Consider the following 12,282-nt stretch of genomic DNA (forward strand, 5'->3'; position numbering starts at 1 on the left):
CCGTGATGCTTGACACCTACAGTCGAGCGCCGTGAACTCCCTGCATCTGACGGCCGACCGAATCGTCGAAATCGACACCACCCATCTGTGGCACCCCTACGGCGCGTTTCCTGCGTCGACGGCGTCGCTGGTCGTCGAGTCCGCCCAAGGGGCACGGCTCACGCTCGCCGACGGCACGGAACTGGTGGACGGGATGAGCTCGTGGTGGTCGGCCGTGCACGGGTATCGCAACCCGGTGCTCGACGCCGCCGTCACCGACCAACTCGGACGGATGAGTCACGTGATGTTCGGCGGCCTCACCCACGCGCCCGCCGCGCGCCTCGCCGAACTCTTGGTCGAGATCACCCCCGCCGGACTCGACAAGGTGTTCCTCGCCGACTCCGGCTCGGTGTCGGTGGAGGTCGCGGTGAAGATGTGCCTGCAGTACTGGCGCAGCCGCGGACGTCCCGAGAAGCACCGGTTGCTCACGTGGCGCGGCGGATACCACGGCGACACGTTCGCGCCGATGAGCGTCTGCGACCCCGACGGCGGCATGCACGCGATGTGGACCGACGTGCTCGCCCGGCAACTGTTTGCGCCCGCCCCGCCGCGCGACTTCGATCCCGGGTACGTCGCCGATTTCGAGGCCCTGGTGGTGGCGCATCGTGACGAACTCGCCGCGATCATCGTCGAACCCGTCGTCCAGGGTGCCGGCGGCATGCGGTTCCATCACCCCGATTACCTGCGCGAACTGCGCCGCATGTGCGACGAGCACGGTCTGCTGCTGGTGTTCGACGAGATCGCCACGGGCTTCGGCCGCACCGGAGAACTGTTCGCCGCGGACCACGCCGGGGTGGCGCCGGATGTCATGTGTGTGGGCAAGGCGCTCACCGGCGGCTACCTCACGCTCGCCGCGACGCTGTGCACGACCGCGGTCGCCGAGGTGATCAGCGCCGGCGAGGGCGGCGGCATCATGCACGGGCCCACGTTCATGGGGAACCCGATGGCGTGCGCGGTGGCGGTCGCCGCGGTGGAGTTGCTGCTCTCGCGCGATTGGCGTGCGGAGGTCGGGGCGCTGAACACGGGACTGGGGCGCGGCCTCGCTCCCGCGTGGGACGTGCCCGGCGTGGTGGACGTGCGGGTCCTCGGGGGAATCGGCGTGATCGAACTCGCCGAACCCGTCGACATGCCGACGGTGACTGCGGCGGCGGTCGCCGCGGGCGTCTGGTTGCGTCCGTTCCGGAATCTGATCTACGCGATGCCGCCCTACGTGTGCACCGCCGAGGAGATCGACCGCATCGCCGCCGGAATGGTCGCGGCGGCGAGCAGCCAGTCCCGGAGTCGCGCCGAAATATGATCTTCGTCGCTCCAGTCCGGGTGAGCACTGTGACGGCATCGGTCGGCGCACTCGGCCGCGGAATCCGGGTGGTGCGGTGGGCGGTCGAACGCGGACGACGAGGTCCGATACAAGCTCACTTGAACACCGTTCAAGTGAGCTTGTATGGTGCTGCGGGTGGGTACCGATAACGCGGCTCTGGATTGGCTCGACGACGTCGAAAGGGCGCGGCGGGCGGCAGGACTGCACCGCGAGCTGCGGGCCCGCAGCGAGATCGATCGGGTGGTCGACCTCGCGTCCAACGATTATCTGGGTCTCGTCCGGCACCCCGAGGTGGTCGACGGAGCTGTCGACGCCGTCCGGCGCTGGGGCGGGGGAGCGACCGGATCGCGCCTGGTCACCGGCACGACGTCCGACCACGAACTCCTCGAACGCGAGCTCGCCGCCTTCGTGGGAGCCGAGTCCGGGCTGGTGTTCGCAAGCGGATACGCCGCCAATCTCGGTGCAGTGACCGCACTTTCGGGTCAGGATGCGTTGATCGTGTCGGACGCCGGTTGTCACGCCTCACTCGTCGATGCGTGCCGGCTGTCACGGGCCCGCGTCGTCGTGGCGCCGCACGCCGACGTCGACTTCCTGCGCCGCGCACTCGCCGAGCGAGCCGAGGAGCGTGCCCTCGTCCTCACCGACTCGGTGTTCAGCGCCGACGGCGACCTCGCTCCGCTGGCCGACATGCACCGGGTGTGCCGAGAGCACGGCGCCGTCCTGCTCGTCGACGAGGCGCACGGCATCGGCGTGCGCGGCCGCGGTGGTCGCGGACTCGTCCACGAGATGGGCCTGGCCGGGGAACCGGACGTCGTCGTCACCGCGACACTGTCGAAGTCTCTCGCGAGCCAGGGTGGTGCGGTACTCGCGTCGCGGAAAGTCCGTGCACACCTGATCGACGCGGCACGCACGTTCATCTTCGACACCGGCCTGGCGCCCGCCGCGGTGGGCGCTGCCCGGGCGGCGCTGTCGGTGCTCAGGCGAGAGCCGCAGCGGGCGACCGCCGTCCTGGACCGCGCCCGCGACCTCGCCCGCATCACCGGGGCCGCCGACCCCGAGTCGGCCGTGGTGTCGGTGGTGCTGGGCGATCCGGAGGTGGCGGTCGCGGCCGCGGCGGCCTGCCGGGACCGCGGCCTGCACGTGGGCTGTTTCCGCCCACCATCCGTCCCGGAGGGCACGTCGCGCCTGCGTCTGACGGCGCGGGCGACGATCGATTCCGCCGAGATGGCAGTCATCGAATCCGTTCTGGCAGAAGTTCTCTCGGAGCGTCGCGCAGGGGTGCCGGCATGAGTGTTCTCGTGATCTCCGGAACGTCCACCGACGTCGGCAAGACCGTCGTCACCGCCGCGCTCGCCGCCGCGTTGCGCGCCGCAGGTCAGTCGGTTGCGGTGTGCAAGCCCGCACAGACCGGCGTCACGGTCGACGAACCCGGCGATCTGGCGGAGGTGACCAGGCTCAGCGGCGTGACCGCGACCGTCGAGTTGGCGCGATACCCGGAACCGCTGGCTCCCGACACCGCCGCGCGCCGCGCTGCGCTGCCGATGCTGACGCAACCCGAGGTGGTTGCCGCGACACGCGATCTCGACGCCCGACACGCCGTGACGCTGGTGGAGGGCGCGGGCGGGCTGTTGGTGCGACTCGGCGCCGACGGGTTCACGGTTCGCGACGTGGCAGCCGAACTCGGTGCCCCCGTCGTCGTGGTGGCCGCTGCCGGTCTGGGCACCCTCAATCACTGCGCGCTCACGGCCGAAGCGCTTGCCGCTGCGGGCGTGAAGTGCAGCGGGTTCGTCGTCGGATCCTGGCCTCGGCGTCCGGATCTCGCGGCCCGCTGCAACCTCCACGATCTGCCCGCCGTCACCGGGTCCGCGGTGGTCGGGCGCGTGCCCGAGGGCGTCGCGGGCTCGGACGCCGCCGGATTCGCCGCGACCGCGCCCACGTGGTTCGAGCCCGACTGGCTCGACTCGCTGTTGATCAGACGATGATGCGGCAGTAAAGCCGCTCGCCGCGGGATGCCGCAATGCTGGCCAGTTCGGCCAACGCGACGACGAACGGGACCGACTCCTCCGACGGCTCCGCATCTTCGTCGAAGATCCATTCGCGCGCCGCGGCGATCAGTGCGCTCGGATCGGAAGCGGCCAGTGCAGTGCGCAATTCGTCGGCGACGGACAGTACGAACGCGTCACCGTCCTCGCTGTCCGCCACCATGGATCCGTGCCTCGGGCCGGTCTTGACGTCGTCATAGCTGCGTCCGGTGAGCACCGCCTCGAGCTGCCCGAGCGAGACCTTCGGGTCGATCCCCTTCGCCTGCAGAACCGGCGTTTCGCTCGCGGCGGTCCGTACCCGGGGGCGGGTGGCTTCGTCCGGCGAGATGCGGTAGAGCTCCTCGGTCGCGGCGATGTCGTCCGGCTCTAGGTCGAGCAGATCGTCGAGAGCCGCCGCCGCGGCCTCGTCGGACGGCGCGGAGAAATAGTCGGTAATAGCGGACATGTCGGCATCGTTGCACAGCCGACCGACTGGCCGGGCCGGCAGCTCCACACGGAACTTCGGGCGGGACGGAATCTATGGATTATCCGAACAGGGTTGCGGCCCGTCGGCCTGAACGGCCCCGGGTCCGGCACCGAAACGGCACCGGACCCGGGGGTCGTCATGGGAGAGCGTCAGCCGACCGCTGCCGCCGACTCCTCTTCCGGAGCGCTGGTGCGGATCAGGTGATCGAACGCGGACAGGGCAGCCGTCGCTCCTGCTCCGGCAGCGATCACGATCTGCTTGAACGGAACCGTCGTGCAGTCACCCGCGGCGAACACGCCCGGCACCGACGTCTGACCGCGGTCGTCGACGACGATCTCTCCGCGCGGCGACAGGTCGACGCTGCCGTCCAGCCACTCGGTGTTGGGGAGCAGGCCGATCTGCACGAACACGCCCTCGAGGTCGACGGTGTGCGACTCGTCGGTGGTGCGGTCGGTGTAGGTGAGGCCGGTGACCTTGCTGCCGTCGCCGAGAACCTCGGTGGTGAGGGTGCTGAGCAGGATGGTCACGTTCGGCAGGCTGCGCAGCTTGCGCTGCAGCACCTCGTCGGCGCGCAGCACCGAGTCGAACTCGACGAGCGTGACGTGCGAGACGATGCCCGCGAGGTCGATGGCCGCCTCGACACCCGAGTTGCCGCCGCCGATGACCGCGACGCGCTTGCCCTTGAACAGCGGACCGTCGCAGTGCGGGCAGTAGGTGACGCCCTTGTTCCGGTACTCGGTCTCGCCGGGCACGTTCATCGAGCGCCAGCGCGCACCTGTCGACAGGATCACCGTGCGGGCGAGAAGCGAAGCGCCGCTCTCCAGTTCGACCTCGACGAGGCCGTTCTCGGTGGCCGCCGGCACGAGCTTCGCGGCACGCTGGGTGTTCATGAGGTCGACGTCGTACTGGCGCACGTGGTTCTCGAGTGCAGCGCCGAACTTCGGGCCCTCGGTGTAGGGGACCGAGATGTAGTTCTCGATCGCCATCGTGTCGAGGACCTGACCGCCGAAGCGCTCGGCGGCGATGCCGGTGCGAATCCCCTTGCGGGCAGCGTAGATCGCGGCCGCAGCTCCGGCCGGGCCGCCACCCACGACGAGCACGTCGAACGGGTCCTTCTCCGCGATCGCGGCTGCCGCGCGATCGGCGGCGCCGTCGTCGAGCTTGTTGACGATCTCGGGGAGGCTCATCCGACCGGAGCCGAAGAGTTCACCGTTGAGGTACACGGTGGGCACCGCCATGATCTGCCGGCCGTCGACCTCGTCCTGGTAGAGCGCACCATCGATCGCGACGTGGCTGACACCGGGGTTGAGCACGGCCATCAGGTTCAGTGCCTGGACGACGTCGGGGCAGTTCTGGCAGGACAGCGAGAAGTAGGTCTCGAAGTGGTACTTGCCTTCGAGTCCCTGGACCTGCTCGAGCACCTCGGGGGCTTCCTTCGACGGGTAGCCGCCGACCTGGAGCAATGCGAGTGCGAGCGAGGTGAATTCGTGACCGAGGGGGATGCCGGCGAAGCGGACCTCGATGTCGGTGCCGACGCGGCGGATGGCGAACGACGGGCGCCGGGCGTCGTCGTCGAGACGCTCATAGGTGATCTTGTCCGACATCGCGGCGATCTCGGTGAGCAGTTCGGCGAGTTCGGCCGACTTGGCTCCGTCGTCGAGGGAGGACACGAGCTCGATCGGCAGGGTCAACCGCTCGAGGAGGGACTTCAGTTGGGCGGCGAGGGGGGCGTCGAGCATGCGGATCTACTCCATCCGTGGGGAAGGCTGTGATCGGGGAAGTGGACCTTGTTACTCCTGCGGTCCGGACAGGTGCGGGGTGGTGCTGGTCGAGACGGAAGCGGGGTGGGGCGCGGGCCCGTGGCGTCCGGGCCCGCGCCGCCCGTGGCGACTTACGTCAGCTGATTCGACTTACGTCAGATCTTGCCGACGAGATCCAGCGACGGAGCGAGGGTCTCTTCGCCCTCTTCCCACTTGGCCGGGCAGACCTCGCCCGGGTGCGAGCGGACGTACTGAGCGGCCTTGACCTTGCGCAGCAGCTCGGCAGCGTTGCGGCCGATGCCCTCCGCGGTGATCTCCATGAACTGGACGACACCGTCGGGATCGACGAGGAAGGTACCGCGGTCGGCCAGGCCCTGGTTCTCGCGGAGCACCTCGAAGTTGGTGCTGATCTCGAGGGTCGGGTCGCCGATCATCGCGTACTGGATCTTGCCGATGGTCTCGGAGGAGTCGTGCCACGCCTTGTGCGTGAAGTGGGTGTCGGTGGACACCGAGAAGACCTCGACGCCGAGGCGCTGCAGCTCCTCGTAGTGATCGGCGAGGTCACCGAGCTCCGTCGGGCAGACGAAGGTGAAGTCGGCCGGGTAGAAGAAGAAGATCGCCCACTTGCCCTTGATGTCCTCGTCGGACACGTCGACGAATGCGCCGTTCTTGTACGCGGTCGCGGAGAAGGGCTTGATCTGCTTGTTGATCAGGGCCATTTGAACCTCTGTTCGGTCGAAGTTGAATACCAGACGTTCTAGAGGTTAGCCAAGAATCATAGATAGTTCCAATCTATGAGGTCTACTTCATAGATACGCTTTACCTATCAATGCTGAAGGCAGGGTTTCGGGCAAAACCGGCGCGTCGACGTCGATCCTCGCCGCCCGGCGCCCGGGCGGCGAGAGTCGACGGTCCTGCCTCGTCAGGGCACGTTGGCGATCACCGATTCCGCGTAGTTCTCCAGGTTCGCGATCTTCTGCGCGAGCGGTTCGGCGTCCGGGGCGACGTCGTAGGAGTTGCGGAAGCCGACGATCACATCGGTGACGCCTTTGTCTTCGAGGCGCTTGATCCCGTCCACCGTGTAGGCCTCGGCGGAGGCGACGTGGATCTCGAACGGAGTGTCCGACTTGCCCTCGGCGGCCCGGATCTTCTGCAGCCGGTCCAGCATCCGGTCGAGTTCCTCGGGATCGCCGCCAGCGTGGGTCCAGCCGTCGCCACGCACCACGGCCCGGCGCAGTGCTGCGTCACTGTGGCCGCCGATCAGGATCGGAATCGGCTGCGTCGGAACGGGATTGATCTTGATTGACGGTACGTCGAAGATCTCGCCGTGATACTCGAAGTATCCGCCACCGGTCAGTCCTCGCACGATGTCGATCGCCTCGTCGGTCCGGCGCCCGCGGCGCTCCCACGGCACATCCATGATCTGGAAATCGTCGGGCCAGGGGCTCACGCCCACGCCCAGGCGCAGGCGGTTGCCGGTCAGGTACGCCACGGATGCGGCCTGCTTGGCGACCAGCACCGGCGGGCGGACGGGGAGCTTGAGTACGAAGGTCGTGAACCGCAGCGTGCTGGTCGCCGCACCCAGCGCCATCGCGAGAATCATCGCCTCGATGAACGGCTTGTTCTCGAGGAACTCACGGCTGCCGTCCGGGGTGTACGGGTAGACCGAGTCCGATTCCTCCGGGTAGCAGATGCTGTCCGCGATGGTCATGGAGTCGAAGCCGACGCGCTCGGCCGCCTGCGCGAGCGGAACGTAGAAGTCGGGATCGGTCATGGACTCGGCATAGGTGAATCGCACGGACGGGCTCCTTCGATCGAGTGCCGGGGCGGGGTTCGCCCCGACGCCCCATCCTGGAGTGGTCTGCATCACATGTCAGCGCTCCTCCCGCTGCGTGGGAAGGTGTTCGCGGTACCTCGTCGGCGGATCTCGATCGATCGACGGCGTCGACGCGGAGGCTGACGTACTGTGAGTGGCATCACACCGTGTAGGCAGATCGGGCGCGACAGGCAGCCCCGCCGCCACCCGATCCGACCGACGTTTGTGCGGAGGTACGGATGACCACCACCGAAGTGATGGATTTGCAGCGCACGATCGGGCATCTGCGTCAGTGCGTCGGATCGTTGCGAGAGAGGTACGGCGACGCGTCCGCCGTGCGGCGACTGGCCAACGACGTCGATCGACTCGACATCGACGCCCACGATCTGAGCGAATCGCCGCCGCGTCCGACGTCCGGCGCCACCGCCGAGCGAGTGCAGGTGCCGGACACCCCGTACGACCGCTCGCTGTGGCAGGGCGCGGACGACGAGGGACTCGGCGGCAACCCCCACGAGAACACGTGAGGGCGCCGCGGGTGACCGAGATCGGCGCGCCGCCGCCGGCTCGGGCGGACATCCGTGCGCGCACCCTGCGCACCGACCGGTGGTGGCTGGCGCCGCTGCTCACCACCCTCGGCCTCGCGGTCTTCGTCGTGTATGCGACCGTCCGTTCGTTCGTGCGGACCGCGTACTGGGTCGACGACTACCACTACCTGACGCCGTTCTACTCGCCGTGCATCAGCGAGTCGTGCGTGCCGGGAGCCAGCCACTTCGGGACGTGGGTGGGCGAGCTGCCGATGTGGATTCCGCTGGGATTCCTCGTCCTGCCGTTCCTGCTCGGCTTTCGGCTCACCTGCTACTACTACCGCAAGGCCTACTACCGGTCGATCTGGCTGGCGCCGCCCGCATGCGCGGTGGCGGAACCGCACTCCACGTATTCGGGTGAGACCCGCTTTCCGCTGATCGTGCAGAACGTCCACCGGTACTTCTTCTATGTCGCGCTGGTGGTCTCGCTCGTCAACACGTACGACGCGGTTCGCGCCTACGAGGGGCCGAACGGCAGCTTCGGGCTCGGCGTGGGGAGTCTGATCATCACCGGCAACGTGATCCTGCTCTGGGCGTACACGTTGTCGTGCCATTCGTGCCGCCACGTCACCGGCGGACGGCTCAAACATTTCTCGGCGCACCCGATCCGCTACCGGCTGTGGACGTGGGTGAGCAGGCTCAACACCCGGCACATGCAGCTGGCGTGGACCACGCTCGGGACGCTGATCGTCACCGACTTCTACATCATGCTGGTGGCGAGCGGCACGATCTCCGACCTGCGATTGATCAACTGAGTTCCACCGATTCCGGCGTCGGCACCGAGACGCTCGCCGGACGGATGTACCGAATGGGGGAGTGCGCATGGCCGAAGTCGAGCGGCACAGGTACGACGTGGTGGTGATCGGCGCCGGTGGTGCCGGGCTGCGTGCCGTCATCGAGGCCCGGGAGCGGGGGCTGTCGGTCGCGGTCGTGTGCAAGTCGCTGTTCGGCAAGGCCCACACCGTGATGGCCGAGGGGGGCTGCGCGGCCGCGATGGGCAACGCCAACTCGAAGGACAGCTGGCAGGTCCATTTCGGTGACACGATGCGCGGTGGCAAGTTTCTCAACAACTGGCGCATGGCCGAACTGCACGCGCGCGAAGCGCCCGAGCGGGTGTGGGAGCTCGAGACGTACGGGGCGTTGTTCGACCGCACCGAGGACGGCCGCATCAGCCAGCGCAACTTCGGCGGCCACACCTACCCGCGGCTCGCCCACGTCGGCGACCGCACCGGCCTCGAGTTGATCCGCACGATGCAACAGAAGATCGTCGCCCTCCAGCAGGAGGACTTCGCGGCCACCGGGGACTACGAGGCCCGGGTCAAGGTGTTCGCCGAGTGCACCGTCACCGAACTGCTCAAGGAGGGCGACCGGATCGCCGGTGCCTTCGGGTACTGGCGCGAGTCCGGCCGGTTCGTGCTGTTCGAGGCGCCGGCGGTGGTGATGGCGACGGGTGGCATCGGCAAGTCGTTCAAGGTCACCTCGAACTCGTGGGAGTACACCGGCGACGGGCACGCGCTGGCGCTCCGCGCCGGCGCGAACCTGATCAACATGGAGTTCGTGCAGTTCCATCCGACCGGGATGGTGTGGCCGCCGAGCGTCAAGGGCATCCTCGTCACCGAGGGCGTCCGCGGCGACGGCGGTGTGCTCAAGAACTCCGACGGCGAGCGCTTCATGTTCTCGTACATTCCGGCGGTGTTCAAAGGCCAGTACGCGGAGACGGCGGAAGAGGCCGACAAGTGGTACGACGACCCCGACAACAACCGTCGGACCCCGGACCTGTTGCCGCGTGACGAGGTGGCGCGCGCCATCAACTCCGAGGTCAAGGCCGGTCGCTCCACACCCCACGGCGGCGTCTATCTCGACATCGCGTCGCGCATGCCCGCCGAGGAGATCGTGCGGCGGCTGCCGTCGATGCACCACCAGTTCAAGGAACTCGCCGACGTCGACATCACCAAGGAACAGATGGAGGTCGGCCCCACCTGCCACTACGTGATGGGGGGCATCGAGGTCGATCCCGACACCGGATCCTCCACGGTGGCAGGGCTGTTCGCGGCAGGTGAGTGCTCGGGCGGGATGCACGGGTCGAACCGGCTCGGTGGCAACTCGCTGTCCGATCTGCTGGTGTTCGGGCGCCGGGCCGGACTCGGCGCGGCCGACTACGTCCAGTCCTTGGAGGCGCGCCCGACGGTGGCGGAGGCCGACGTCGCGACGGCTGCACGGGCTGCACTGCTGCCGTTCGATCCGCCGGTGCCGGGGGCGGGGGAGAACCCCTACACGCTGCACACGCAACTGCAGCAGACGATGAACGACCTCGTCGGCATCATTCGCACCGAGGCGGAGATCGAACGGGCCATCGCCACTCTCGCCGACGTCAAGTCCCGCCTGCCTGGGGTGACGGTCGAGGGGCATCGACAGTTCAACCCCGGATGGCATCTCGCACTGGATCTGCGGAACATGATTCTCGTCAGCGAGTGCGTGGCACGCGCGGCGCTGATGCGGACCGAGAGCCGCGGCGGGCACACCCGCGACGACTTCCCGTCGATGGATCCGCAGTGGCGGTCGACGCTGCTGGTGTGCAGCACGGTCGCCGACGACCGGGCCGCGGAGGACGGCACGTCCGTTCCCGACGTGATCGTCACCCGCGAACAGCAGCTGCCGATGCGCCCGGACCTGCTGGCGCTGTTCGACATCGACGAGCTCGGCAAGTACTACACCGACGCCGAACTCGACGCTCATCCTGGGAGGGCGACCTGACATGGGATACGACGCGAAGTTCCGGATCTGGCGTGGGGACGCGTCGGGCGGCGGCCTGCAGGACTATGCGGTGGAGGTCAACGAGGGCGAGGTGGTGCTCGACATCATCCACCGGATCCAGGCGACGCAGGCCGCGGACCTGGCGGTGCGGTGGAACTGCAAGGCGGGCAAGTGCGGATCGTGTTCCGCGGAGATCAACGGCCGGCCCCGGTTGATGTGCATGACGCGGATGTCGACGTTCGCCGAGGACGAGGTCGTCACGGTGACGCCGATGCGGACGTTCCCTGTCATTCGCGACCTCGTGACCGACGTTTCGTTCAACTACACCAAGGCGCGGGAGATCCCGTCGTTCACCCCGCCGCCCGGATTGGCGCCGGGGGAGTACCGGATGAAGCAGGTCGACGTGCAGCGCTCGCAGGAGTTCCGTAAGTGCATCGAGTGCTTCCTCTGCCAGAACACGTGTCACGTGGTGCGGGACCACGACGAGAACAAGGAGGCCTTCGCGGGACCGCGTTACCTCATGCGGGTCGCCGAGCTGGAGATGCATCCGCTCGACGTCGCGGACCGGAGAGACGCCGCGCAGGACGACTTCGGCCTCGGTCTGTGCAACATCACGAAGTGCTGCACCGACGTCTGTCCGGAAGACATCCACATCACCGACAACGCTCTGATTCCGATGAAGGAGCGGGTCGCGGACCGGCGCTACGACCCGGTCGTCTGGTTGGGCAACAAGCTCTTCCGTCGAGATCGACACTGATTGCCGGTTCGGGATCGGTGCACTTGCGCGCCAGTCGCTTTCGGCGTGATCGCCCGGACTGCACGGGTTCACGCAAGATTGGCACTCACGGCTGAAGAGTGCTAATTTCGTGTCACGGTCGATCGGTCGCCGGTCGGGCAGCGGCCGCCGAGGGAAACGCTCGCCCGGTTCGAACCGAAAGACCCATCGGAGGGTGCGCCCACCGATGCCACGCGTCAACCAGTAGTTCGTTCGAGAAAGCACCGTGATGTCCGTCGTCGCCGATCGTCCCGTTCCGGATCCAGACCCCACCACCGACAGTTCCCGGCCTCTCGCAGCCGTCACGGACTGGCTGCGCCGGTCCGGCAGCGACACCTCGATCGCGCTCGGCGCGCTGTCCGTCATCACTTTCTGGACGTTCGGTCTCGGCATCGTGCTCGGGCTCGGTGCCATCGCGGCGGGCGTCGTCGCGTCGCGTTCGGAGGAGAGTGAACCCAAGTCGCTCGAGGCCCTCTTCGGCATTCTCAGCGGCGCCCTCGGCGTCGTCGCCGGACTGATATTCGTACTCGTCGCCGCACCTCAGTGGTGATCTACACGAAATCGTCACTCGCTCGGCGGTGACCGTCCGTCGTATCGTTGGGGCAATGACGAACATCGACGCAATTCCTTCCGCGTCGAACGCCTCCGGCGCTCGCGCGACGAGGATCGACTCTCCCGGTCAGGACTGAGGCGACGGCGGGCGTCGGACCATCCAGTCCACGCAACGC

Annotated in this window: 12 protein-coding genes; 8 read left to right on the forward strand and 4 right to left on the reverse strand. The window is 67.8% G+C overall.

From position 1 onward, the window contains the following. The first annotated feature begins 31 nt into the window (after positions 1 to 31). From A6I89_RS04625 to bioD, 3 genes are all read left to right on the forward strand, one after another. Entirely contained in the window at positions 32 to 1,336 is a 1,305-nt protein-coding gene (locus A6I89_RS04625) for an adenosylmethionine--8-amino-7-oxononanoate transaminase (RefSeq protein ID WP_022596451.1), read from the forward strand. 144 nt (positions 1,337 to 1,480) lie between these two features. Next, complete coding sequence (locus A6I89_RS04630; protein WP_013416322.1) at positions 1,481 to 2,647, forward strand: 8-amino-7-oxononanoate synthase; 1,167 nt, start codon at positions 1,481 to 1,483, stop codon at positions 2,645 to 2,647. Next, positions 2,644 to 3,339, forward strand: a complete 696-nt coding sequence (bioD, locus tag A6I89_RS04635) for a dethiobiotin synthase (protein ID WP_022596450.1) — start codon at positions 2,644 to 2,646, stop codon at positions 3,337 to 3,339. The genes A6I89_RS04630 and bioD overlap by 4 nt, the downstream gene beginning before the upstream one ends. On the opposite strand, the gene A6I89_RS04640 is transcribed toward bioD, so the two are convergent. From A6I89_RS04640 to A6I89_RS04655, 4 genes are all read right to left on the reverse strand, one after another. Next, complete coding sequence (locus A6I89_RS04640; protein WP_226347344.1) at positions 3,329 to 3,892, reverse strand: hypothetical protein; 564 nt, start codon at positions 3,890 to 3,892, stop codon at positions 3,329 to 3,331. The two genes, bioD and A6I89_RS04640, sit on opposite strands and share 11 nt — an antisense overlap. Positions 3,893 to 4,014: 122 nt before the next feature. Further along, a complete protein-coding gene (gene ahpF, locus A6I89_RS04645; protein ID WP_022596448.1) occupies positions 4,015 to 5,604 on the reverse strand; it encodes an alkyl hydroperoxide reductase subunit F in 1,590 nt (529 codons plus the stop codon). A gap of 176 nt (positions 5,605 to 5,780) precedes the next feature. Beyond that, a complete protein-coding gene (gene ahpC, locus A6I89_RS04650; RefSeq protein WP_005512614.1) occupies positions 5,781 to 6,344 on the reverse strand; it encodes an alkyl hydroperoxide reductase subunit C in 564 nt (187 codons plus the stop codon). A 203-nt stretch (positions 6,345 to 6,547) separates the two neighbouring features. Then, entirely contained in the window at positions 6,548 to 7,423 is an 876-nt protein-coding gene (locus tag A6I89_RS04655) for a TIGR03619 family F420-dependent LLM class oxidoreductase (RefSeq protein ID WP_013416319.1), read from the reverse strand. 257 nt (positions 7,424 to 7,680) lie between these two features. Here A6I89_RS04655 and A6I89_RS04660 point away from each other — a divergent pair, with 257 nt between their 5' ends. The 5 genes from A6I89_RS04660 to A6I89_RS04680 all read left to right on the forward strand — a co-directional run bounded on the left by A6I89_RS04660 (position 7,681) and on the right by A6I89_RS04680 (position 12,104). Then, positions 7,681 to 7,965, forward strand: coding sequence for a hypothetical protein (locus tag A6I89_RS04660; protein WP_005512616.1), 285 nt, complete (start codon positions 7,681 to 7,683; stop codon positions 7,963 to 7,965). A gap of 11 nt (positions 7,966 to 7,976) precedes the next feature. After that, positions 7,977 to 8,780, forward strand: coding sequence for a hypothetical protein (locus A6I89_RS04665; RefSeq protein ID WP_013416318.1), 804 nt, complete (start codon positions 7,977 to 7,979; stop codon positions 8,778 to 8,780). A 67-nt stretch (positions 8,781 to 8,847) separates the two neighbouring features. Then, entirely contained in the window at positions 8,848 to 10,779 is a 1,932-nt protein-coding gene (locus A6I89_RS04670; protein ID WP_022596447.1) for a fumarate reductase/succinate dehydrogenase flavoprotein subunit, read from the forward strand. A 1-nt stretch (position 10,780) separates the two neighbouring features. Further along, a complete protein-coding gene (locus A6I89_RS04675) occupies positions 10,781 to 11,536 on the forward strand; it encodes a succinate dehydrogenase/fumarate reductase iron-sulfur subunit (protein ID WP_022596446.1) in 756 nt (251 codons plus the stop codon). Between the two features lie 247 nt (positions 11,537 to 11,783). Continuing rightward, positions 11,784 to 12,104, forward strand: coding sequence for a hypothetical protein (locus A6I89_RS04680; RefSeq protein ID WP_005512623.1), 321 nt, complete (start codon positions 11,784 to 11,786; stop codon positions 12,102 to 12,104). Positions 12,105 to 12,282 lie beyond the last annotated feature (178 nt).

Source organism: Prescottella equi (genome assembly GCF_002094305.1).
GTDB lineage: Bacteria > Actinomycetota > Actinomycetes > Mycobacteriales > Mycobacteriaceae > Prescottella > Prescottella equi.

Bases quoted from the DNA above. Each gene is read 5' to 3' on its own strand.
- A6I89_RS04680 (WP_005512623.1), top strand. From the start codon at position 11,784: ATGTCCGTCGTCGCCGATCGTCCCGTTCCGGATCCAGACCCCACCACC.
- ahpF (WP_022596448.1), bottom strand. From the start codon at position 5,604: ATGCTCGACGCCCCCCTCGCCGCCCAACTGAAGTCCCTCCTCGAGCGG.
- A6I89_RS04630 (WP_013416322.1), top strand. From the start codon at position 1,481: ATGGTGCTGCGGGTGGGTACCGATAACGCGGCTCTGGATTGGCTCGAC.
- A6I89_RS04675 (WP_022596446.1), top strand. From the start codon at position 10,781: ATGGGATACGACGCGAAGTTCCGGATCTGGCGTGGGGACGCGTCGGGC.
- bioD (WP_022596450.1), top strand. From the start codon at position 2,644: ATGAGTGTTCTCGTGATCTCCGGAACGTCCACCGACGTCGGCAAGACC.
- A6I89_RS04670 (WP_022596447.1), top strand. From the start codon at position 8,848: ATGGCCGAAGTCGAGCGGCACAGGTACGACGTGGTGGTGATCGGCGCC.
- A6I89_RS04660 (WP_005512616.1), top strand. From the start codon at position 7,681: ATGACCACCACCGAAGTGATGGATTTGCAGCGCACGATCGGGCATCTG.
- ahpC (WP_005512614.1), bottom strand. From the start codon at position 6,344: ATGGCCCTGATCAACAAGCAGATCAAGCCCTTCTCCGCGACCGCGTAC.